Genomic DNA, 22,466 nt, shown 5'->3' with positions numbered 1-22,466 from the left:
CCCTCACGGGAGGGATGACCGTCCGGGGCGCCGGAACTCAGCGGCGGGATCCCGGCGGCGGGGAGAGGTCCGCGCGGGACTCAGACCCGGGTGGCACCGCCGGACTGGTCCGGGTCCACGGTCGGCTGCGGCCGGGTGGAGACGTCGCGGTGCCGGGCACGGTCGTCGTCCCCGGTCTGGTCGTCGTGCCCGGCCCGGTCGGGCGCCGGCCGGGCGGCCGGATCGGTGCCGTGCTGCCCGCGACCGTCGGCCACCACGTCGGGGGCCAGCTTCTCGGCCTCGGCGCGCAGGGCGTCGGCCTCCGAGCGGTGCTCGCCGGCACGCGCGGCACGTTCGCGTGCCTCCTGCTCGGCCAGCGCGGTGCGCTCCTCCACCTCCGCGCGCTCCCGGCGGGCGCGGGCGGCCTGCTCCTCGGCGAGCGCCTGCTCCTTCTCCGCCTGGGCACCGCGGACGTGGGCCTCCTGCAGGCGCTCGCGCGCCTGCTCGCGGGCCTGTTCCTGCTTGCGGCCCCGGGAGCCCTGCGCGCGCCTGGACAGGGCCAGGGCCAGCACGACGAGCAGCACGATGACGACGGCGACGATCAGGATGATGAGCCAGGTGTCCACGGCAGTGCCTCCTCGACAGAGCCGATCTTGTGCCCGGCCGCTGCGGAACGGAAACGCCTCGGTGGATCAGCCGCTCACTTGAGCGCGCTGCCGGCCTGCCACTGCTCCCACGGGATCGCCCAGTCGTAGATGTCGCCGTCGGCGGCCGAGAGGGTCGGGCCGATCGAGTTCTTGATCTCCACGATGTCGCCGGGCTGGGAGAAGGAGTAGAACCAGGCGGCCCGCTCGGTCGAGAGGTTGATGCAGCCGTGCGACACGTTGCTGTTGCCCTGCTGGGCCACCGACCACGGGGCGGCGTGCACGAACTCGCCGTTGTTGTTCAGCCGGACGGCGTACTCGACCGGGGTCCGGTAGCCGTTCGGGCTGTCGACGGGCACGCCGTAGGTGCTGGAGTCCATCACCCGGTCGCGGTTGAGCTCGGTGACCACGTGCGGGCCGTTGCGGCTGGGGAACTCCGGGCCACCGGCGCTCATCGGGTAGCTCTGCACGAGCTGGTCGCCGTCGTAGACGTCCATGGTGTGCGTCGCCGCATCGGCGACCGAGACGTGCTTGGCGCCGATCGAGAAGCTGATGCTGCGGTTCTTCTCGCCCCACACGCCCTCGCCGAAGTCGACGCCGTAGAGGTTCGCGTCGAGGGTGACCTCGGTGTTCGCCGGCCAGTAGGTGGAGGGCCGGAAGTGCACCTCGGCGTCGTTCAGCCAGCTCCAGACCCCGTCGGTGGGGGTCGAGCTGGTCACCTGCAGGTGGCTCTCGACGGCGGCCTTGTCGGCCACCGGGTCGTCGAACCAGACGCGGATCGGCATGCCCACCCCGACGGTCTGCCCGTCCAGCGGGCCGATGGACGGCGTGGACAGCGTCGTGGGGGTGACCGTGGTGAAGGTCGACGACGCCGTCGTCTCGTCCTCGTCGACGTTCACCGCCGACGCCGTCAGGGTGTACTGCGTGCCGTAGGCCAGCGGTGCCTCGGGCGTGAAGACCGGCGGGGTCGCGCCGTCGCCCTCGTCGACGGCACCCGGGATCTCCGCGCCGGCGCCGTCGACGAGCGCCACGTCGGCCAGCTCGCCGTCGGTCACCGCGATCTCGAGCGGGACCACGGGCGGGACGTCGGCGGAGCCGTCGGCCGGGGCCAGCGACACCTGTGCCGCCGGCGCGGGCTCGGCGGAGACCTCGGCGGGCCCGCCCGCGTCGTCCCCGCTGCACCCCGCCAGGAGGATCATCGCCCCCGCGGTGATCATGGCTGCTGCCCTGCGCACCCTCGCCGTCCTCTCCTCTGGAACCCTGACGTCCGGCGATGGCCGGACCACGGACCTGCTCCCAGTGTCCACGTCCGGACGACGGGTACGACCGAGTCGAGCATCACGCCGGGTGCCCGGCCGTCGTGTGCCACGGCGCTGGTATCGTTCTCCCTCGTCGCCCCGCAGGTTCCGGCGACACGCGCCATTAGCTCAATTGGCAGAGCAGCTGACTCTTAATCAGCGGGTTCGGGGTTCGAGTCCCTGATGGCGCACCATAAGGCTATGTCTTCCCTGGTCAGAGGCCCATTGGCATCGCCGCCACGGCACGCCGGGGCGCCGAGCCCATAGAAAACCCATACTTTACGTCGGTCGACATCGAGTCGACCCCACGGAGAGCACCCACACCTACCGCTACCGGGCTTCACCGCCCTGCCTCCCGCCAGTGAGACCGCCGGTCAGTGCGGAGGCGCCTGCGACCGGCTCCCCGCGGGACGGGTCAGCGACTCACGGCCACGATGGTCACCTCGTGGTTCCCGAAGCGGGCCACCAGCCGCTTGGTCGGCGTGACCCCCTGCGGCAGCTCCACCACCGTGACGTGCGTACTCATGTCCGCGGTACAGGGGTCCCGGTCGGGGAACAGTGACCCCAGACCGATCACCACCTCTCACCGTTCGATGAGGATGCTCCGGGCCGAGCACGGCAGCCACACGAACCGCGGCCATGCCTGGCCGGCCTCCCCGACGACGCGCCGCAACTCCATCCTCGTCGGACGCCCTCTGAGTCTCCGGGGTGCTCGGCCGGGCGGGCCGCCCGGCCGAGCACCGGTCAGGCGGGGCCGGCTCCGGCGAAGCGCAGGAGGTCGGCGATCGTGAACTGGCCCGCCGTGGCCGACGGCAGGACGGGCGTCCACCCGGTGTCGTCCTGCAGCAGGCTCGATGGATCGTCCATCGCCAGCCCGATGAGCACCTCGGCGACGACGCGTGCGCCCACTGGTCCCAGCCGCGCTCCTTCGCCCAAGACCTCGGCTTCCCGCAGGAGGTAGAACCACAGCGGCACCGGACCAGGCTGTCCGAGCTCGTCTGATGTAAGCACGTGCACCGACTCGCCGACCTTGCGGCCTACGGCGTTGGCGAAGTCCTGACCGCCGGGCAGTCCGAGCGCCTGGCCGCGGAACAGATTGAGCAGGGCGATCGATCGCCGCTGCTCGTCGACGTCCACGGGCGGATGGGTCAGCGACGGCGCCAGCCGGCCGTCGAGTCGCATCGACGGCTGAAGCGTGCCCGAGGCCGGCGTCCCGGGCGAGACAGGCGCTCCGTCCAGGCCGGGGAAGAAGCGCTCCCACTCGATGCGCAGTGGTTCCGGCAGTCGACGGAAGCCCCGGAGGTCGGTACCGCCCGCGTCGGCGGAGAACAGGGGCAGCGGGCTGGGATTGCTGCTGTTGAGGACGTAGGAGTCCCGCACCAGGGAGTGCCCGAAGCGGTAGGCGGCGGCCGAGAATTCGATCGGGATGTAGGGGGCCTTGAAGCGCAGGTTGTACAGCTTGAGCCCGGCCTTGTAGCGCTTGCCGGTTCGCGTCAGGACCGCCTCGACGGTCTCTGGCCCGACGATCCTGGGGAGCAGGTCGTGCAGGACGATCCACTGGTAGTGCCAGCGGACCAGCCGACAGGCGGTCTGGAACTCCGACTCGTCCCCCCAGCGGAGTGCCGGGTTGCTCCGGACATGGCTGACCACGGCATTGTGGAAGGCCACGAAGGCCAGGTGCAGCTGGCTGATGATGACGTGGACGTCGTTGCGCGGATCTCCGATGAGCGCCCGTTCCTGACTGTTGCGAGGCAGGTCCAACCCGGCCAGGCGCGGGCCTGCCGGCGCTCCGTCGATCAGCAGCAGGGCCTGGTCGTTGTTGTTGTAGAGGTACGGACTCGCCTTCGGCCCGCCACCGTAGATGCTGTCCAGGTCGAACCGCGGGGTGCGGAAGTTGCTGACGGCCTCGGCGTCATCCACCCGGTCCAGCCGGCTGGTCGAATCGAAGGTGATGTCGTGGTCAACGAACTGGGCGAGATAGGTGTAGCCGGCCGGCAGGGCCGGGTTGTCCGCCGCGGTCGGCTGGCCCGACCAGCCTCCCCCTCCACTTTCGTCCACCATGGTCGCGGCGAGAGCAGTCAAGGTGGCGTCGGGGAGCTCCAGCGGCTTCAGTCCGTCGATCAGCCAGCGGAAGCGACCCTTGTCCGCCCGCGGCTCCGGAGGTGCTCCGAGGCCACGAAGACGAGGCCCACCGTGGTGATCGAGCGGGCGCTGAACGGTCGGGCTCTCTGTCATCGGTCCTCCGAGGTGACGGTTGACCGCGCGGGGATGACGCGATCACAGCAGGAAAGTGCTGCGGCGCGGACGGTAGCCATCGGGTACGACATTCCGTCGCCACGTGGGAACCCTCATCGGGTTACCCGCGCTGGGAGTGGCTGCGCTGTTCGGTGCCGCCGCCATGCGCCGTCGTCGAACGCGGCTATGAGAGCCGAAGGCTACGGCGGCGGGCGGGGCGGCTCCTGCCCGGGCGCACCGGGCGCACGCCTTCGAGACGGGACCGCTCGACCTCGGCCGGGAAGTCCAAAGCCGGCTGGTGAGCGATCAGTGCAAAGTCGTGGTCGCCCTGACGTTGCAGCAGTGGCGGCCGTCAGGGTCGCATAAGCAGAGCGTCGTTCTGCAGGTGCTTGCGCTTCAGGTCGGCCAGTGCCGCATGGCACTGCTTGAGCTCCGCAGGCAGGGGCGGGTCAAGGGTGTCGTGGTCGGCGTCGTTGAGCGTGCGGGCAAGCATCTGCCACTGCCCGGGTTCATTGGGCCTGACGGCGTACTGGCTCGCCAGGGTCCGTAGGTCCTTGAGGTTCTTGTTGTCGTAGTCGGCGACGGCAGCAGTGCCGTCGCCGTCGCGGCGGCGACCAGCGACCGTGACGTGCTTGGCCAAGCGCTCAGCCGCGATCCGCAGGCTATTGCCCGCGGCCCGGCGGTTCGCCTCCAGTGGGGAGTACATCTGGCTCTTGGCGTCGAGCATCAGACGCTCGAAGTCGTCGCCGGTGCGCAGCACCTGTGTGCCGATGCGGGGGTCGACCAGCGACGCCTTGAACTCGTCTACGCCGAGGTGCTGGTGGCTGGTGTGCAGGTGTCGAGCGAGTTCACTGTCGTGTGTGGCGACGAGGACCTGCTGCCCGCCGTCGAGCAGTGCCTCCACGACGTCGCTGGCGAAGGTGCTGCGGTGCTCTCGGTCGCTGCCCGGCACCGGGTCGTCCAGGACGATCAGCGGCGTTGAGAGCAGTTGGCAGCGGGCAAGGAAGGCGGACAGCCCCAGCGCGTTGAGCTGGCTGTTGCTCAGGACAGCGAGCGCGTTCCGGACCACGCCGGCGACGGCGGCCTGTGGCGCCAGGGCGGCGGTGACGTCGAGGTACTTGCGTCCGGTGCCGCGCCGAACGATGGCCTCGAAGGCGGTGAGCTCATCGGGGCGCAGCAGTGCCCACCATCGACTCACTTCGTCACCCATCCGCATCAGGCGCTGATCCAGGACAGCTTGGACGGCAGCGTCGATCTGCTTGGCCGCCTGCTTCAACCGGGCGGTCGCCGCTGTTCGCTGAGTGTGCTCCCGGAGCGCCGCTGCGACCTCGGCGGGGTGGTCGGCGAGCTCGGCGACGGAGGCCCATGCGGCGGTGTCGCTGCCGGCTTCGAGCTGCGGACGGACGACGGCCACGAGGGTCTCGGCACGCGACGCGTTCTCGGTGTGCAGCAGCCGCGCCGACGCGCTGACAGTGGTGAGCTCTCGCAGCTCGGTGGCGGCGACGTCGAGGTGCTCGGCTGGTAGCGCGTGCAGACGCCCAGCCTCAGACACCAGCGCTGACAAGGCCTGTTGGCCGCGATGCTCGGCGTGACGCGCCTTGCCGGCGAGTTCGGCGAGTTCGTCGACGCCGACCAGCACCGACTGGAGCTGACCGTCGACGGCGCCGAGCCGGACGGAGGCGGCGGCGCGAGCCGTGCGTGCCTCTGCTGGCCAGCGGGCCGCCGCCGGGACGGCTCGGGCGACGCTGCCTGCAACGGCCTGCGCCTGGGCGACCAGGCCGCGCAGCTGTTCCTGCATGCGTGCGCCGGCGGCGGACAGCTGCTGCTGGTCGGCGACCTGCGCCCGGATAGACGCGACGCGGGCGGCGGTCAGCGCGTCGGGGGTCAGGCACAGCGGGCACTCGGCCGGGTGCTGCTCGTCGATGCCGATCACCCGTTGGATCTGCAGCGCCGCCTGCAGCAGCGGGAGCACCTGGGCAACGGCGGTGTCGACAGCCAGCAGTCGGTCTTCGTACTGGCGAACGGCTGCCAGCAGCTGGTCGGCGGGCTCGTTGCGAGCGCCGTCGTCGTCAACGCCTCCGGCACCGGCACCGGCACCGGCACCGACACCGACAGGGTCGGGCGGTGCCGGGCTTGCGATGTCCTGGATGGGCAGCATCAGCTCTTGGCGCCTGTGCAATGCCTGGCGCAGTCTGGTAGCCGCCTCGGGCAGGGGCTCGTCGGCATCGGCCGGAATGGGCGGCGGGGCGGCGGCGTGGCAAGCCCTGCGGAGAGCGGCGTCGACGACCGTCGGGTCGCTGCTTCGGCGCAACGGGTCCACGGCGGTAGCGAAGGTCGTCACTGCTGCGGCGTCTCTGAGGAGCAGGAGCAGTCGGTCGCGTGGCATCGCCTCGCGTTCGCTAATCAGCCCATTGATCTCCGAGCGGACGACGTCGAGGTCAGCGACCTCGAGGACTGCCTTGAAGTAATCGCTGCGATCGCCGGGCTTGGCTGACACCGCATAGCGCAACGTGTGCTCAAGCAGAACAGGCGCGGCCAGTGGTGGATCGGACAAGGGCAGACCGGCCTCGGTCACGCTGCGGATGTGGGTGCCGTCGACGGTCAGCGTGCTGGTGCAGTCGGTGGCGCCCCGGTAGTCGCACGTGAGCTCGCGCCGGAGCACCCGCACCGGTCCTGTCCCGTCATCGAGACCGAGTTCGACGTACACGGGACTCGTCGCTGCCAGGTGGGCGTTCCGCAGGGCGTCTTGAAACTCGCTGGGGCTGCCGCCGAGGAGCAGCCGACGCGTCGTCGCACCGGTGAACAGGAACTCCACGGCCTCAGCCAGACTCGTCTTGCCTTGGCTGTTGTCAGCGTGAACGACGGCCAAGGGGGCGCTCAAATCCAGCCGCTGAGCTGCCGTCCCGTAGGAGCGGAAACCGCGGATCTCCAGGTAGGTAGCCTTCACCGCGCAGTCGGGCCGCTGGAGCTCGTTGCGTTGGCGGCGTCGGGCTGCTGCCAGCCGGCGACGGCTGCGCGCAGCGCCGATCTGGCCGCCGCCAGATCGGCGACGTCGAAGGCGGCAGCGAGGCGCGCGCCGTCGGAGCCGTCGTCGAGTGCGGCGGTCAACTCCTCGAGGTTCGGCACGAGCGCGCTCACCCGCGGCGCCCGCGGGCGCTGCCCGACACGGGTGGCGACATGCGATCGACGCTCAGGGCGATGAGCAGCAGCGGTTTCACGAGGGAAGTGTCTCGCATCCCACGTACAGGCGACGAAAATCTCGTAAACGGGCCGCGATCGGCATCCCGGCGGCGAGGGCGACGGCGGCGAGGGCGACGGCGGCGAGGGCGACGACGGCCAGGCGCGGTTGCCCGACGCTTCACCGGGCACGCCGTCCTGGCGACATCGCCTTCTGCCAGGCGATCTCGCGGGCCTTGCTCTCGACGGCGTCGGTGCCGCGCTGCAACCCCGCGGTTCTACGGCAACTGACCGACGCCCACGGCACTATCGAAGGTGTCGACGCCACGCTCGTTGCCACGGAAATGGCGGGGGTCAGCTGCCCATGCGCGCGGACCTGGAGGACCACCCACGGGTGCTGCACGCAGCGAGCTGGCGCCAGCACGTGCGAGTCCACGGCGATGAGCACGGGCTGGTCACGCTCGCAAAAGGGCTGGGCAGGACGGCCCGAGCTTTCGGTGGAGGCGTTCCACCTCGCCGCCGGCTACGGCCACGCCCTGGTTCAAGCAGCGTTCCGGCCGGTACCTGTGGGCGAGCCGGTCTTCGCTGCCGTGTCACCCGGCTATGCCCGCTCATTTCGCGTGTTCATCGCCGCCGGATTCCGGCCCATCGGCAGCGAAGTGCTCATCGTCCGCAGGCGTTCATAAGCCGAACTCCGGCGCGACCGCTAGAGGAACGCCTACCGGACCGCCTCGGTGTGAAGCCCTGCCACTAGCGTGCGCCCCGTGCGGGTGAGGCAGAAGCGGAAGGCGGACCAGGAAGAGTGCCTCGCGCTGCTCCTAGATGTTCACCGTACGGACGGGTACCCCCGCTACCTCCCCGACGACCTGCGCGGCTTTCTCACGCCACCGTACGAAGCCGAAGCATGGGTCGCAGAGGAGCATGGCGCGGTGGTCGGTCACGTCGCCCTCCATGACGCAGCCGTGGACCCGACCCTCAAAGCCGCCCAGCGAGCGACAGGTCTTCCAGCAGAACGACTTGCTGTCTTGGCGCGGCTCCTCGTGTCACCGTCTGCGCGGCGGCGGGGGCTTGGCGCAAGACTCCTGCGACATGCAACGGCTCACGCCCGGTCTGCTGGTCAGCGGGCTGTTCTTGACGTCACCCAGGACGCGGTGTCACCGATGTCCCTCTACGAGTCCGAGGGTTGGTCCAAGGTTGAGTCCTTGGTGCTCCACTTCGACGACAAGTCGCTGCTCCTCTGGGTCTACGTCAGTCCCGATGCCGAGGACGCGTAGGTGGCCTTCTCCGACGTCTCGATCGGCGAACCCGCTACGGCGATTGGCGCGGCCCGAAGGACGCATCCGACGATGTCTCGCAGGGGATCCGGATGAGCAGCAGTGCCAGCCAGGAGAGCAGCACGTGGGCGCTGATCCGGGGCTCGATGCGGTGGTAGACCGGCCGCAGGGCCACGGTCGACTTTCATGTCCCGCGAAGCCGCGTTCACGGGACCAGGCACCGGCACCAAGATCCGCGGTTTCAAGATCCTTGGCCAGGGTAGTCACCGGTGATCGGCTCTCTGAAAGGAGTACCGACATGCCCGTCCCGATGCTCCTGTTCGCCGCATGGCTTCCGTTATCGTTCGTCGTCGCCCTGTTGATCGGCCGAGCGATTAATCTGGCCGACCAACGGTCCGAACTTGGATCTTGGCTGCGACCATCTCGGAGGGATGAGCGGGTCGTCCCAGGCGGCGCTTACGCCCTGCGGTAGGTACTCGCTGGGTCCACGCTGGTCCACATGCGGGCTACCAGGAAATTCACCTGGCCGTGCCGCTGATATCTGACCCGCTGCGGCGAGGTCCGCCTGCGCCGCGACTGTCGCGCCGGCGTCCCGCAGGGGATTCCCTGCGGGTTGATGCGGCAGCTCCGGACGATGACCTCTTGGGCCGCACCGGTGCCCGTGTCGGCATAATCCAGGGCTCAGCGGACGCCGGCGGTGGACTCCTCGAGGACCTCGCCGATCGCCGCGTGCAGCGCCTGCAGGCGGTGCATGTCGCCGCAGTGCCGGGACCGCTCGCGGTACGCATGGTCAATCCTGCGCGCCCAGCGCTCGTCGTCGTTGTCCAGGCGCTGGCCAAGGGGGACGAGTTCGGCGCGGCCAGCGCCACCGTGCCGGATGCCGTCGCGGAGCCGGTAGCACTCGACGTAGGTACCGATGCGGACGACGACGTGCCGTTCGGTGATCCGAGCGACAGTGCCGGTGACGTAGCGGCGACGGTTGTACTCCAGACCCGACTCGATCGTCACGGAGTCGCCCGGGGTGAGGGCGGCCAGCTGCTCGGTGGTGAGGCGGTTCTGGGCGGAAACGGGCTCTCCTTCCCCTCGGTCGGTGCCCGGGGGAAGCCGCGGCGCCTGGAAAGTTGCGCCGGGACGCGGTAGGTACGCTGCCGTCGGATAGCAACTCGGAATCACGCTCTCTCACCGGTCCTCGCAGCTGTTACAGCAAAAGGCGTAGGTGAGACGAAACATGCGATTGGGGCCGGCGGCCTCGACGTCGAGCCACTGCGGAATCAATGCCGTGCCGCAGGCGGGACAGAGCGGCGGCACGTAGGTCGTCCTCTGCCAGGCGGTATACACGCGGTTGTCGATCTGCTGCGTCTCATCCACGGGCATACTCCACCCGCTCGTGCCTGAGGGGCGCGGCCGCGAAGCACACGAAGCGGCTGCGGACGTACCGCTCGGGCTCTTCACCGAGGGAACTGATCCGGGTGTGGTGCTGACGGCCGCTGCGACCGCAGCTGCACCAGCCGACCTTGTCCCGTTCCATCTCGGCCCTGTTCAAAGGGGCCTGAGTCTCCACAGATCGAGAGGATGGGCCAAGGCACGGCCCTGCTGGTATGGCCTACTTCACACCCCCCGGATACGGTCCGGTATCGGCCGGATGGCTGGTGCGGGTGTTCGCCGTCGGCCGCCCGCTCAAAGCCGCCGAGGTGTTCCGCTGAGCGAACGACGACCGGCACAGCGCCCTGTAGGCCACCGGTAAGCGAACCCAGCGGGCGGGCCCATGGCGGCGCCATGGCGCCGGATCCTCTGGCATGACGTGCTGTCCCAGAAGCCCCCGCCCGGTAAAGGTTCTCGTTAAGGCCCGTCAACCGGGAGCAGGTTTTCACCGCTGCCTTTACACACTCCTCACCCGTTCTCCCCTACCACGGTCGGGAACCAGACTTGGCCACCGCCCCCCCGACTACGGGAATGGGTCAGACACCGGGGGCAGTGCCCTCTTGGTGTCGTGGCACCGACTGGAAGGGCGTCCGGTTCGCGGCCATGGCTTGCTCGACGTCGCGTGCCTGGCTAACGAGACCTTCTGTCCCTCCCGGGGCGCGGGTGCGAGCGGCGTAGGCAGCGGCCAGGTTCGGCTGCATCGGCGAACCTGCTGGCTCAGCGTGATTGAGCGCATCCGCAAGTGCGGTCGACAGCGAGCCGGCGCGAGTGACGGACCTGGTCAGCGGATCGAAGTCCTCGCCGGAGGCGATGACGCGATGCCCGGCGATGACATCACGGATTCGCTGCTCAGGCATGTCCTCCATCTGGGGCAGGTCTCTGGCTGAGGCACTGAGCCGTCCCTCCTTCGCCCAGCGCAGGGTGGTTGCTGCCAGCTGGTCGGCTACGACGGGGATCTGGTTGGCGACCTGCTGCACGGCGGGGATCAGCTCCCGCAGATCGCCGTGCGCGCGGAGGCTCGCCGCGTCGATGCCGGCCGCTGTGCCCAGGTCGCGGTGGAGTGCGTCCGGGATGAGGTTCGCCCAGTCGGTCACCTCGGTCCGGGGCGCTCGATGACCGTCCTCGAACAGGTAGGTCGCACGGCCGGCTACCTGCCACGCGATGGCCGCGGACCGCCAGGGCTGACCATTGTCGCCACCCGGGAGCGCCGCGGCTACGGCGGCGATGTTGCGGGTGCTGAGTTCGGCGGCCGCGGCCACGGCCCGGAACTCTCGAAGTGCGAGACCGCCCTGGCGATCCGCCCGGTCGATGGCGGCGACAAGGGTCGCGGCTGCTTCGGCGGCGACCTGCGCACCGGTCAAGCCCACCGGAACTCTGGTTACCGGAATGAGCCGATCCAGCACTGCGCCGGCAGCAGGCCCGGGAGGATTGGCCTGGGCATCCCGCTCGACCGCTGCGGCCAGTCGACGAACCTCGCCGAATTCGTGGACCGTCGCCTGCGGTACCAGGCGCTGAGCCAGTTGGGCGCACTGGTCGGCTGCGGCGGCGAACTCCGCGCAGACCGCGCGCCGCTCGGCGCGACCCACCGGGGGCCGTTCGCGGCCGGCCAGGTCGGCTGCGGCACCCATCAGGTCGGTGAGCGGCCCGCCGGTTGCCGGCCACAGACTGCCTGCGACCTGGCAGGACGCGCCCAATTGCGCGACCATCCGTCCCCGACGCGAGACGGCCCGCGCATCCAGACCGTCCCCGGCCAGTCGCCGGAGCGCCCGGCCGGCATGACCGAGCGCTCCGACGGTGTCCTCGATCGTGAAAGTCGGCGTCCCCGAGCCGTCGGCTGCGCGGGCTGTGACGTCGTCCAGCAGCCGCTGCAGTGAGGTGGCCATCGTCAGTCGAGCAATCTCAGTGCCCGGCGAGCGGCGCGGGCCGCGCCGAGCACCGGTTCCCTGCTGAACACCGCTTCGTCCAGCTCCGACAGGGCGGTCATGGCGGCCCGGATCGTGGTTCGCGGGTCGCCGTGCAGGAGCGGGACGCGGGCCGCCCGCCCGCCGGCGGATTCCAGCAGGGCGGCAGCGAGCAGACACTTCAGGGCGACCTCGGCGTCGACCTGGGTCCGGTCGGCGCCAACCGAGTCGAGGAGCGACGCGGCCCGGCTGAGGATCGCGATTGCCGGGGCGGTCGGTGCAACCTCCGTCATGTGGAGACATCCCTTCGGATTGCGCGGCCGGGTGCACTCTCGACTCTGCCGTCGTGAGCCGGAGATCCCGTGGCTCGGAACGGATCAGTGGACAGCCGCTGTGCTGTGGACACGCGGCAGCGGCCGCGATCCCCTGGGAGGCGGCAGGTTGCGCTCCGGCCACCAGTGGGAACCGAGGATGGCGCCGCCGCGGAGCGTGGTCATGCCGACGCCGGAGTAACGCCGTCCGAGGCATCCCGCAGCGGAAGTCGGACTCTCGTCGGTGCGAAACGCAGAGAGGCGCCGACCTCGTCGGCGGCCAGCTCGATGACGGTCCGCTTCTCCCCTCCTGGAGTCTCGAAGGAGCGTTGGCGGAGCCGGCCGGTGACGATCACCCGGGCCCCCCGATGCAGCGAGGCGGCGGCGTGTTCGGCCGGGGTGTGCCACAGCGAGCAGCGCAGGAACAACGGGTCGCCGTCCTTCCACTCCCCCGAGGCCCGGTCCAGAACGCGGGCGGCGGTGGCCACGGTGAAGCTGACGACGGGCCCGACGGGGGTGTGGTGGAGCTCGGGGTCGTCGGTGAGGTTGCCGACGACGGTGGTGGTGGTTTCGCCGGACATGGGGCGCTCCTTCTTCGGGTGGACCCGGCCGGGATCGGCTCGGGTTGTTCGGTGAGTCCTCAGCGGTCTGGGCCAGCGGCGCGATCGCCGCCGGGTCCGGTGGCGGGCGGCAGGACGAGCGGAGGGCCGACCGGTGCCGGCCCGCCGGTGCTCGGCTCGGTCGGAGGCAGTGGTCCGGCGGCGGCCGGGCAGTTATCGAGCAGCCGCCAGTGCAGCTCGCGGGCCGGATGCCGCTCGGGCAGGGGGGAAATCGCGGCCAGCACGGGGAGGCGGGCCGCGACGTCGTAGCCGGTGGCGGCGGCTCGGGCGAGCGCGGAAGCCAGCGGCGGCCAGTCCGGGCCCTCGGTCAGCCGCCGGTCAATCCGCTCGGCGGCGGCCTGCCACGCCCGCGCGTCCGGCAGCTCGACTTCCGGTGGTGGCTCGCTCTCGGCGTAGGCCGCCAGTCGCAGAATCCGGGCGGCGACGGTGCGCCGGTACTCCGGGGTGTCGGCGTCCCGCCATGCGGCGTACAGCTGTGGGGTGTGCTCGATCAGCCAGCGGTGCGGGCACTGGATACCGTCGATCAGGGTGACCCACTCGCCGTCACCGGCAGGCTCTCGGTGGGCGCTGCTCATCAGGAGGCTCCTTCCTCGTCGGGATCGGAGAACGCCGGCCGGTCCCGGCGGTGCCCGCCGTGGGCGACGGCGTCCGGGTGGGCCGGCCGCGGCGTCGGCGTCGAGCCGGATGCGCCGGCGTCGGCCTCGAACAGCTGGCTGCGGGCGTCCGCGGCATCCGGACTGGCGTATTCGGTGTGTCTGGAGCGGGCCGGCCAGTCGGTGTGCCGGCCCGGTGGGCAGCCGATCCCGAGCCGGTCGGTCATCCGCGCCAGGAAGCCCGGCAGGGCGTAGCGGTGCCAGTCCTCCAGCGGCTGCGGACCGGGCGCCTCGGCGGCCGCGGCGCGCAGACAGGCCAGCACCGCCAGCTCGTGGACCAGGTGGGGGTGCCGGGGCCAGCAGGACGGGACGACATGGGCGGTCTGCCAGCCGTACTCGTGGTTGATCCAGGCAGCGACGTCGTCCAGCCACGGCCAGAGCTGCCCGCGCAGCTGGGCCGAGCAGCCGGCGGGATCCCACGGCCGGCCCGGTATGCGCACGGTGTCCCGGGCGCGTTCGGCCCAACCCGGGGTGGCCGACTGCTCGAGGGCGTGGCGGACCCACCGCGGCGGGGGCGGAAACACCCGCACCAGGTCAGCAGTCATCGCGAGTCTCCGGGAAGGTCGGGCCGAGTCCGACACGGGCGGCGGCATCGTGTGCGTGGCTGGTCCGGTCGGCCAGGCTCGGGGCGGTGCTGCGGGCGGCGGCGGCCCGGTCCCGGGCGGCGGCCTGGGCGGCCAGCAGCGCGCGGCCGTTCTCGCCGGTGATGGCGCGGGACAACGCCGCGATCAGCGGCGGGGCGTTCTCGGCGACGACAAGTGCCCGGCCGGGCGGGAGCCCGCGGATCTCCTCGGGGCGCAGCACCGGGACGTCCTCGCCGTGGGTGGAGCGGCCCCAACCGCCGCGGCCATAGGTGTAGGAGGTGCGCCGCACCCGGGTGACGCCGAGCAGGTCGGAGAGCTCGCGGTGGAAGTCGCCGTCCTTGCCGCCGCCGAACACGACGATGCTGTTGGTCAGGCCGAAGAGGGCGCGCGCCTCGTCCTCGCCGTAGATGATCACCAGCTGCCGCCAGGTCTGGGCCGCGTAGACGAAGCTGATCCCCAGCGCCCGGTCGTTGGCCATCCGGGTGCGCAACGTGGGCAGCGGCGCGGTGGAGGGCAGCTCGTCGAGGCAGGCCAGCAGCGACGGGCACAACCGGCCATGCGCCCTGGCGCCGGCCAGCGCCAGGGCGGTGTCCAGGACGTGCTCGGCCAGGGCGGTCATCAGCGGCGAGGCCGAGGCATACGGGTCGTCGCGGCCGAGCAGGTACAGGGTGCCACCGGCGGCGATCACCGCGGCGATGTCGGTGGCCGGCCGACCCGGTCCGGGCACGCAGCGGCGGCGGATGTCGGCCTGGAAGAACAGGCTCAGCGCCTGCTGGACGGTGGTGATCGTGTTCCCGGCGGTGCGGTGATCGCCGTGCAGCGCACCGTGCAGCAGACCGTCCCAGAACGGTGCGGCGTGCGGATGACCGCGCAGGATGTCTTCAGGTTCGGTGGCCGCCTGCGGATGCGCCGCCCACTCGAGCACGTGCTCGACCGTCCGGCCGGTGAGCGCCGCGGCGTGAAGATAGGCCTGCAGCACCTTGGCCGCCTCGAAGGCGTAGAACCGGGCCGCGGAGTCTCCGCTACCCCCGCTGACCGCGCCGGCGACGGTACCGGCGGCGAAGGCCTTGGCCCGGCGCTCGGCGACCATAGAATCGACGCAGCCGGCGACCGGATCCCACACCAGCTCCCGCACCCCGGGAACGGTCCCGAACGGGTCCAGCACCGCAACCGGGCGACCACCTTCGGCACGGGCGTCGAGGGTGAGCAACAGGTCCTCGGCCTTGGTCAAGGTCACCAGCGCCGCGCCCGGGGCGCCCAGCAGGGCCGGGACCAGCAGGTCCAGCGTCTTGCCGGAACCCTGCGGCCCATACACGCCGGTGGTCCGGTCGTAGGGCACCCACAACTCCACCCCCTGGGGGGTGGCCGAGCGGCCCAGGCGCCAGCCGACCGCCGCCGGAGCGAAACCCGCACCCCGCCGACGGCTGCGCCACCTGACGGGGTCGGTGTGCAGGTCGGGCCGGATGAGCGCGGCCACCCCGCGCAGCCGGGAAAGTCCGAGAACCGTCTGGGCCTCGGATCGAGTGGCCATCCCCGTCCCCGCCCCGACACCCAGACGCTTGCACACCAGCCAGGCTCCGCCAGTGGCCGCGATGAAGATCATCAGCACGGCACCGATCACGCCGTACACGACAGCCGCCCCGGGCAGCAGCAGGACCTGGACGGCGTCCAGGCCGGCGGCGGTGTCCCCGGACAGCAGTCCGCCGATCGAGGCCAGCAGCGCCCCCGACCCGGCCGGCCACACCCAGCCACCGCCGAACACAGCCGCCGCGGTACCGCGGGCGGCGGGCAGCAGCAGCGCAGCCCCCATCAGCCAGACCATCGCGACGGCAGCCGGGATCTCCCAGCTCCAGGGGCCGACATCGGCCCGCGGCCGCGCCCCGGCGGTCACCGTCGCCGCCCGCCGGGATCGGCGGCCAGGTCGACGCCGCGGTCGGCCATGAACGGCACCGGATCGACCGGGACGCCGTCGAGGCGGGTCTCGTAGTGCAGGTGCACGCCGGTGCTGTTGCCGGTCGAGCCCTGATACCCGATCAACGCCCCGGCTGCGACCGGCTGGCCGGCGGTGACGGTGTAGCGGGACAGGTGCCCGTAGCGGGTGGCCACGCCGGCGCCGTGGTCGATCTCGACGAGGTTGCCGTAGCCGGACACGTCCAGCCCGCCGTCCCGGTCGCAGAAGGCGCTGGTGCACGCGGCCGTGGTCACGGTGCCCTCGGCGGCGGCGTAGACGGGTGCGTCGCGGGGCCCGGCGATGTCCACCCCGGCGTGCAGCGCGCCCCAGCGGGGTCCAAAGCCGGAGGTGAGGAGCCCGCCGGTCGGCCGGGTCCAGCTCCCGGCCGGCACCACGAGTCCGGGGCAGACCCCGCCGGAGGGTCCCCCGAGGTCTGCCGCGGTGGCCTCGGCGGCCGGCCACAGCATGGCGGTCAGTTCGGTGGCGAAGGGCGCCCAGCGGGCGTAGGCGTCGCCGTAGGCCGATACCTGCACGGCCTGGGCGGCCTGAGTGAGGGGAATGGTCTGCCAGTTCGGCACGGCGATGAGTCGGGCGTAAAAGGCCTCGGCGGCGTACACCGGGTCCATCAGTTGCGCGACGGTGCCCCACCCGGCGATCCAGCGCTGCTGGAAGGCGTTGACGCTGTCGTGGTCCGAACCCAGCCCGTCGTGCGGATACTGAAGGCTGGTCGCGGTGACCGCCGCCTGCTCGCGGGTCAGTTCCGGGCTGCTGCCGTCGTTGGCCAGCATCCGGATCCGCGACTCCTGGTAGGCGGTGGCCAGGGCCACGGTGGCCGCGTACGGGCCCAATCCGAGGGTGGCGGCGACGTCGGCGATGGTCTGCGCCTGCCCCATCTGGACCGCGTCCAGGTCGATGCCGGCGACGGTGGCGCCGGTGCCACCGGCCGAGCAACGGAGCCCTGGGCCGGCCGCGGTGTCGGCCTCCGCGCCGGCGATGACGGCCAACGGGACAATCAGCAGCGTCACCGCGGCCATCACCGGAATGGCCACCGGGGCGGCGACTTTCCACAGCCACAACCGGGTCCGCCGTCGCACCCACCGCTCAGCAACACCTCCACCCGCCATGCCGTCACCCTTTGAGGGCGTCGTTGGTGTAGGTCAACCGCAGTTCCGGTTCGGTGAGCACCGTCTGCACCTGGAACGCCCGGTCGCCGACCAGCCACAGCGCCCGGCCCTTGCCGGCATTCGCCCAACCGGTGACCACCTGCTGCGCAAGAGGAGCCAGACCCAGCAGGGTGCCGAGCTCGTCAGCGACGGCCTGGTCCTGCCCGTGCAGGACCTTGCAGTCGCACAGGTGCAGCAGGTCACGGGCGATGGCCACCGCCTGGGAGGTGGCGTCACCGGCGGTGAGCATGTCCGAGGGCTTGTGGGCGAGCAGGATCTGCACGTCGGCGTCGCGGCGCGACAGCCGCAGGTTCGCATCCAGGCTCTTCATCGCCTCGGCGCCCAGCCGCATCTGCCGCCAGGTCTCGTCGCGGATCACGATCCGGAGGTCGCCGGGATCGGCGATCTCCCGCATGGCCTGCCCCCAGGAGTTCAGGCAGGTCAGCGCGATACCGACAGCCTGGTCGCCGAGCGGCTCGAGGCGGGACAGCGACAGCGACTGGATCGGTGCCCGCCAATCGACGTCGATGGTGGTGTGGTCGTCGAACAGCCCAGCCAGGGAGCCCTTGACCAGGGAACCGAGCGCGTCACGCAGCGTGCGGGTCGCGTCCAGGAAGTGCCGACGATCGGCGTAGCGGCAGATCGCGACCAGTTGGCCGGTCGGCTCGTCCAGTGCGGCCCACAGTTGCGGGATGGTCACCTCGGTCAGCCGGGTGGCGCCGCTCCGGTAGCCGGTGAGGATCCGCAACGCCTCCCCCACCGCGGTCTCCTCCACCGGGCCGAAAGGCACGTGCTGAGAGCCGACCAACCCGCGGATCAGCACGATCCAGCGCGCGAACATGATCGCCTCACGACGCCGGGCCTCGGCGGCGGCCAGGCTCGCCCAGTTGTGCCCGAGCGGGCCGAACGCCAGCGGATTGACCCGAGCGGGCAGGCCGTGCCCGACGACGAACGGCTCCACGCCGAGCGCCCGACACAGCGGCTCGTACTCGTCCTTGGTATCGCCCAGGATCAGGGCGCGGTAGCCGTAGGCCAGCATCCGCAGCGCGAAGGCCTTGACCGTCGCCGACTTGCCGCGCCCCGGTTTGCCGAAGACGACGACGTTGGGGTTGGTCACGGGGATGTCGTCGTCGGTGACCCAGCCGATCGGGTCGCAGTAGAACGCCCCGCCCGAGAGCAGGTCGATGCCGATCTGGGCGCCGGTGGGCGGCAGCCCGCTGGCGGCGATCAGCGGCCACACCACCGGCGTCTGCTCCGACGTCATCCGCCACACCGACAGCGGGGCCAGCGCCGCCGCGCGGCCAGGGGCGGCCGGGCCGCGGCGGGACACCAGCCGGCTGAACGGATCCGGTTCCGGCCGTGCGGCCGGTGCAGCGGCACGGATCGGAAGGTCGTGGCCGAAATCGCCGAGCAACACCGGGATGTCACGGCCGCGGCGCACCGGACGGCGCCCGAACCCGGTCATCGTCGTCCCCGCCGGGGTGGCAGGCCGATCCCGAGCGGAATGGCGGCGGCGGCGAACCCCGAATCCTGGGCCAGGTCCAGGCGCAGCGGCACATAACCGGCGGCCCGAATGGAGGCCGCGAGCCGGCGGCCGTGCTCGGCCACCGGCCAGCTGGACGGGACGGTGACGCAGGCCGCGACTGCCGGGCGGACCAGCGCCCGCCCGGCCGCCAGCTTCTCGTCCGCGGCGCCGATGCGGGCGGTGTCCCGCCGGGCCCGGGCACGCTGCCGGAAACCCATCCGGGCCTTCAGCTCGTTGCCGGTGGTGGCACTCATCTCCTCGCGGCCGACCAGCCGGGTGGCCTTCGCCAGCGGCAGCGGGCACATGAAGACGGTGACGCTGCGCCGCTCCCCCGCCGTGGTCGGCACCAGCACCGGCGCCAGAGCCCCGAGCACGGCGCCCTGGTCGGGCAGCAGGATCGTGTCGGTGACCGACGTCCACGCGTCGTGGACGTAGTGCCGCACCTCCGCCCGGGCCTGCGTGGGCCCGGCGGCAGCCATCGGCACCCCGGTGGCGATGCGTTCATCATCGGCGGCGGCCAGGTCGGCGGCGCTGAGCTGCCCGCGGTCCCCGGGGGCGAATCCGGTGCGCACCGCGACGGCCAAACCGGCTGAGTCCAGCCAGGCGACGCGCGTGCAACCGACCGGACCGCGCAGCGCGCCTTCCACCTCTGCCATCACCCCGTGCAGGACGAGGGCGCGGCCGTCCACGCCCCCGCCGCACTCCTTCGCCGCCCGCGCGATCCTGGTCTCGCCGACCACCACGGTGAGGAAGGCCTCGGTGCGGACCGCGGCCGGCGTGAGGACGTGTCCCAGCAGGGCATTGACCTGTCCCGGCAGCGCCGGGGCGTCGGCCCGGACATGTGCGCGCTCCCAGGCGGTGCGCTCGGCGCCGTCGTCGGGCACGGTGCGGACCTGCAGCGCGAGGACGTCGACCAGCTCGGTGCGGGCGGCGATCTCGCACAACTCGGCAAGCCCAGCGCCCATCCGGTCCCGCTCGTGCGCCTCGGCCAGCCCGATCCCCGGATGCTGGATGCTGGCCACCGCAGCCCAGGTGCGGGCGGCCTGGTCCTGCACGATCACCGGCCGGACCAGCAGCTGCCCGTAGGGCGGCCCGTCGTGGCTGCGGATTCCGGCCAGCACCCCGGGCAGGTCTGCCCGGGACAGGTCCTCGGCCACCCCTGACGCGGCGGCCGAGCGGAACGTGGTCCAGCCCATCAGTGCTCCGATCGCGTGCAGGCACAGGTCGGTGAGCCATCGGGCAGCGGGACGGCCGCCGACCGGCACCAGGAGCAGCGCCGCGACCAGCGCCCATACCGGCAGCCACCCGAGCAGCAACCACCACGCCTGGGCGTTGAACGCCACCAGCGCGGGCAGCCCAGCAGCGGTGACCAGCGCCAGCTGGGCGCCGGACATCCCCAGAAACCAGCCCGCGGCGTCACGGGAGTAGTCGCCGTAGCGGACCCCGCTCAACGCGCACCACCCGACGCGGGCGGGTCGGCCGGCCGCTGGGTGGACGACGCACGGTCCGGCGGCGGTCCGCTCGGACGCGGCGGTGGCGGCGGAGGCGGCGGCGGCGGCGGCTGCGGCGGGGCTGGCGGAGGGGCTGGTCGGCTCTCCTCTCCGGTCAGCGGCACCGGCGCTCCCGAGCGCTCGCGGCCTCCGGGGACCGCTCCCCGGCTGGGGGCGGGCTGCCCGTAGTAGGGGGCCTGGTGCCCGACCCCGGCACCGGACAGCAGGTCCGAGCCCGCCGACGCGGCACCGGCGGCGAGCTGACCGACCTGGGCCGAGCCGGTAGCCAGCGCACGCACGGCACCGGCGAAGCGACCGCCGGTCACCCCCTCTGCCGTCGACTCCCCCTGCGCCCGTCCACCGGTCACTCGCGCCGCCGCTCCGGACCCGGCGACGCCACCGGACACGGCATCGGTTCGTGCCCGCCCTCCCTGCAGCACGCCCAGAACGCCACCGGAGGCAGCCAGCGACTGCCGCATCGCCGTCCCGCTGGAGGTGCCGGGGTCGACGAAGGCCAGCAACCGGAACAGGATCAACGGGCAGACGGCGCCGATGAGGATGAGCAGGCAGCCGATCACTGCCATTCCGATCGCGGCCTCGGAGCTGGTGCTCCCGTTCCCCGAGACGACACCCTCGGTGATGGCAACACCGACGCCCAGGATGAGCACCGCCAGCGGAGAGATCAGCAGCGCGGCGATGAACCAGCGCAGGCTCTTCCAGAACCAGGCGCTGGAGGTCTCGGCCAGTAGCCCGCCCGCGGAGATGGCCGAGGTGGCCGCGAGCAGCATCAGCGCCGCTTCGCGGATCAGCATCAGCAGCAGGTAGCCGGCAGCGGCGGGGAACAGCAGGAAGACCGATGACATCCCGAGGACGGTGGCCACGGTGCCGTTGACGAGGTCGCGCTCCACACTCAGCGAGGAGTCGAAGGCGGCCAAGCTGTCGATCTCCAGCAAGCCCCGCAGCAGACCGGTGGTCAGACCGCCGACGCCGGTGACCAGCAGTGCGGCGACGCCGACGTAGCCGGCCCACACCAGCCCGAACTGGGCCAGCCCGATCAGTACCCGCCCGAGGGTCTGTCCGTCGCGGCGGACCGCGGCGGACCCGAGCTGGACCATGGCCATCAGCGCAGCCACGGCGGCACCGATCCCGAAGGTCACCGGATACACCTCCCCCAGCGGGCCGTCCGCGGACAGGTCCGGGGTGGTGAGGGCGTCGATCACCGAGAACGCCAGCCCGAGGACCCACAACCCCGCCTCCCACAGCGAGGTCATCGCGCTGATCCACACGTCGGTGACGACCGCGCCGGCCAGTTCCCCGATGGCACAGAAAGGGTTGGTCGGCAGACACGGCAGTTCGTCCCCGGCTGCCGGGGTGCCGGTCGCTGGGAACGCCAACACCGCCGGCTCCGCCGACGCCGGCCCCGCCGACAGCACCCCCGCCAGCAGGAAGAGCGCCAGTCCGCCGCCCAGGACGAGGGTCGCGCTTCCCGCCCGGGTCGGCCGGCCGCTGGTGGTCTCATCCATAGCGCAGGTCCTGGTAGCCGACCTCGATCGCCAGGTCGGTGCCCGGCCACACCGACGGCGCCGGTGCCGGCTCCGGGCCGGGGCCGATCAGCCACCGGTCGTCGGCCCACGTCATCCGCTGGCAGTCGGCGATCGCGATCCGGGACGTCGCCTCCACGGTGACGGTGAACTCGAAGTCCACGCACACCACCGCAAAGTCCGGGCCGACGGTGCCCTTGATCAGCCCCATGGCCGGGCGCACCACGATGGCCAGCTGCGGCGAGCCGGCGCCGGACAGGTCGGCCGCCGACAGCAGGCCGGCCATGCCGTGCACCCCGCTCCACGTCTCACCGGTGGGCCCGCCCGGGGCAGCCCAGGCCTCGATGACCCGGCGAACGCCGTCCAGGGAGCCGGTCTGCATCGCGGTCACGTCGATCGACGCCAGCTGCGCGAGCGCCCCCTCCGGTGTCCGTGGAAACCCGGTGGGGACGCCGGCCGGGCCGGCTCCGGTGGCCCGCGGCAGCTCGATCACCCCCGGGTTGCGGGTCGATACGGGGCCGGGCAGTGCGGCCTCCGCACCGGCGCTGGGCATCGGCTCATCGGCCAGCGCGTCCCGCTGGGTGTCCCGGTTCGACGGCCCTCGGTCGGCTGTCGGCTGTCCGACCGGTCCGCTGCCAGCAGGTGACGGATCCGGAGAAGTCAGCGCATACGCCACGGCCAGGGCCAGCCCGGTCACC

20 protein-coding genes and 1 tRNA gene are annotated in these 22,466 nt (G+C 71.9%); 3 read left to right on the top strand and 18 right to left on the bottom strand.

Annotated elements, in window-relative coordinates; genetic code table 11:
- Positions 1-80: 80 nt before the first annotated feature.
- Together BM142_RS11200 and BM142_RS11195 are read right to left on the bottom strand one after the other, a co-directional pair.
- Positions 81-605, bottom strand: a complete 525-nt coding sequence (locus BM142_RS11200) for a hypothetical protein (protein ID WP_175527236.1) — start codon at positions 603-605, stop codon at positions 81-83.
- Positions 606-679: 74 nt separating this feature from the next.
- Positions 680-1,858, bottom strand: coding sequence for a L,D-transpeptidase (locus BM142_RS11195; RefSeq protein WP_254790806.1), 1,179 nt, complete (start codon positions 1,856-1,858; stop codon positions 680-682).
- A 181-nt stretch (positions 1,859-2,039) separates the two neighbouring features.
- Between BM142_RS11195 and BM142_RS11190 the strand changes: the two genes are divergently transcribed.
- Positions 2,040-2,115, top strand: a tRNA-Lys gene (locus BM142_RS11190).
- A gap of 550 nt (positions 2,116-2,665) precedes the next feature.
- On the opposite strand, the gene BM142_RS11185 is transcribed toward BM142_RS11190, so the two are convergent.
- The 3 genes from BM142_RS11185 to BM142_RS11175 all read right to left on the bottom strand — a co-directional run bounded on the left by BM142_RS11185 (position 2,666) and on the right by BM142_RS11175 (position 7,294).
- Positions 2,666-4,003 (bottom strand): peroxidase family protein, encoded by a 1,338-nt coding sequence (locus tag BM142_RS11185; protein WP_175527235.1) that lies wholly within the window; start codon positions 4,001-4,003, stop codon positions 2,666-2,668.
- 505 nt (positions 4,004-4,508) lie between these two features.
- Entirely contained in the window at positions 4,509-7,103 is a 2,595-nt protein-coding gene (locus BM142_RS11180; protein ID WP_092198153.1) for an AAA family ATPase, read from the bottom strand.
- Complete coding sequence (locus tag BM142_RS11175; RefSeq protein WP_139228860.1) at positions 7,100-7,294, bottom strand: hypothetical protein; 195 nt, start codon at positions 7,292-7,294, stop codon at positions 7,100-7,102. Before BM142_RS11175 ends, BM142_RS11180 begins: the two co-directional genes overlap by 4 nt.
- A gap of 479 nt (positions 7,295-7,773) precedes the next feature.
- On the opposite strand from BM142_RS11175, the gene BM142_RS11165 reads away from it, so the two are divergent.
- Together BM142_RS11165 and BM142_RS25395 are read left to right on the top strand one after the other, a co-directional pair.
- Positions 7,774-8,019, top strand: coding sequence for a hypothetical protein (locus BM142_RS11165; protein ID WP_139228859.1), 246 nt, complete (start codon positions 7,774-7,776; stop codon positions 8,017-8,019).
- Positions 8,020-8,088: 69 nt separating this feature from the next.
- Positions 8,089-8,607, top strand: coding sequence for a GNAT family N-acetyltransferase (locus BM142_RS25395; protein WP_092198141.1), 519 nt, complete (start codon positions 8,089-8,091; stop codon positions 8,605-8,607).
- A gap of 681 nt (positions 8,608-9,288) precedes the next feature.
- Here BM142_RS25395 and BM142_RS11155 read toward each other — a convergent pair.
- From BM142_RS11155 to BM142_RS11095, 13 genes are all read right to left on the bottom strand, one after another.
- On the bottom strand, positions 9,289-9,615 hold the full coding sequence (locus BM142_RS11155) for a hypothetical protein (RefSeq protein WP_092198138.1): 327 nt from the start codon (positions 9,613-9,615) through the stop codon (positions 9,289-9,291).
- Between the two features lie 171 nt (positions 9,616-9,786).
- Positions 9,787-9,975, bottom strand: a complete 189-nt coding sequence (locus tag BM142_RS11150) for a hypothetical protein (protein WP_139228858.1) — start codon at positions 9,973-9,975, stop codon at positions 9,787-9,789.
- A 590-nt stretch (positions 9,976-10,565) separates the two neighbouring features.
- Positions 10,566-11,912 carry a hypothetical protein gene (locus BM142_RS11145; protein WP_092198132.1) on the bottom strand — a complete coding sequence of 449 codons (1,347 nt, stop codon included), beginning with the start codon at positions 11,910-11,912 and terminating at the stop codon, positions 10,566-10,568.
- 2 nt (positions 11,913-11,914) lie between these two features.
- Positions 11,915-12,223 (bottom strand): hypothetical protein, encoded by a 309-nt coding sequence (locus BM142_RS11140; protein WP_092198129.1) that lies wholly within the window; start codon positions 12,221-12,223, stop codon positions 11,915-11,917.
- 200 nt (positions 12,224-12,423) lie between these two features.
- Positions 12,424-12,822 (bottom strand): single-stranded DNA-binding protein, encoded by a 399-nt coding sequence (gene ssb / locus BM142_RS11135; RefSeq protein WP_092198125.1) that lies wholly within the window; start codon positions 12,820-12,822, stop codon positions 12,424-12,426.
- Between the two features lie 59 nt (positions 12,823-12,881).
- Positions 12,882-13,436: a hypothetical protein gene (locus BM142_RS11130; protein ID WP_175527232.1), complete on the bottom strand. Its 555-nt coding sequence runs from the start codon at positions 13,434-13,436 to the stop codon at positions 12,882-12,884.
- Positions 13,436-14,059 carry a hypothetical protein gene (locus BM142_RS11125; protein ID WP_175527231.1) on the bottom strand — a complete coding sequence of 208 codons (624 nt, stop codon included), beginning with the start codon at positions 14,057-14,059 and terminating at the stop codon, positions 13,436-13,438. The genes BM142_RS11130 and BM142_RS11125 overlap by 1 nt, the downstream gene beginning before the upstream one ends.
- Positions 14,049-15,989 carry a type IV secretory system conjugative DNA transfer family protein gene (locus BM142_RS11120; protein ID WP_254790804.1) on the bottom strand — a complete coding sequence of 647 codons (1,941 nt, stop codon included), beginning with the start codon at positions 15,987-15,989 and terminating at the stop codon, positions 14,049-14,051. Before BM142_RS11120 ends, BM142_RS11125 begins: the two co-directional genes overlap by 11 nt.
- Positions 15,986-17,098, bottom strand: coding sequence for a M23 family metallopeptidase (locus tag BM142_RS11115; RefSeq protein ID WP_254790802.1), 1,113 nt, complete (start codon positions 17,096-17,098; stop codon positions 15,986-15,988). Before BM142_RS11115 ends, BM142_RS11120 begins: the two co-directional genes overlap by 4 nt.
- Positions 17,099-17,177: 79 nt before the next feature.
- On the bottom strand, positions 17,178-18,677 hold the full coding sequence (locus tag BM142_RS11110) for an ATP-binding protein (protein ID WP_092198118.1): 1,500 nt from the start codon (positions 18,675-18,677) through the stop codon (positions 17,178-17,180).
- Positions 18,674-20,188: an SCO6880 family protein gene (locus BM142_RS11105; protein ID WP_217640680.1), complete on the bottom strand. Its 1,515-nt coding sequence runs from the start codon at positions 20,186-20,188 to the stop codon at positions 18,674-18,676. Before BM142_RS11105 ends, BM142_RS11110 begins: the two co-directional genes overlap by 4 nt.
- Entirely contained in the window at positions 20,185-21,750 is a 1,566-nt protein-coding gene (locus BM142_RS11100) for a hypothetical protein (protein ID WP_254790800.1), read from the bottom strand. The genes BM142_RS11105 and BM142_RS11100 overlap by 4 nt, the downstream gene beginning before the upstream one ends.
- Positions 21,743-22,321, bottom strand: a complete 579-nt coding sequence (locus tag BM142_RS11095; protein WP_254790798.1) for a hypothetical protein — start codon at positions 22,319-22,321, stop codon at positions 21,743-21,745. The genes BM142_RS11100 and BM142_RS11095 overlap by 8 nt, the downstream gene beginning before the upstream one ends.
- Positions 22,322-22,466: the final 145 nt, after the last annotated feature.

The sequence above is a fragment of the Blastococcus tunisiensis genome, from assembly GCF_900112815.1.
In the GTDB taxonomy this organism is placed as follows: domain Bacteria; phylum Actinomycetota; class Actinomycetes; order Mycobacteriales; family Geodermatophilaceae; genus Blastococcus_B; species Blastococcus_B tunisiensis.
Note: the sequence above shows the minus strand (reverse complement) of the source record. Positions and strands in the feature narration are given on the sequence as shown.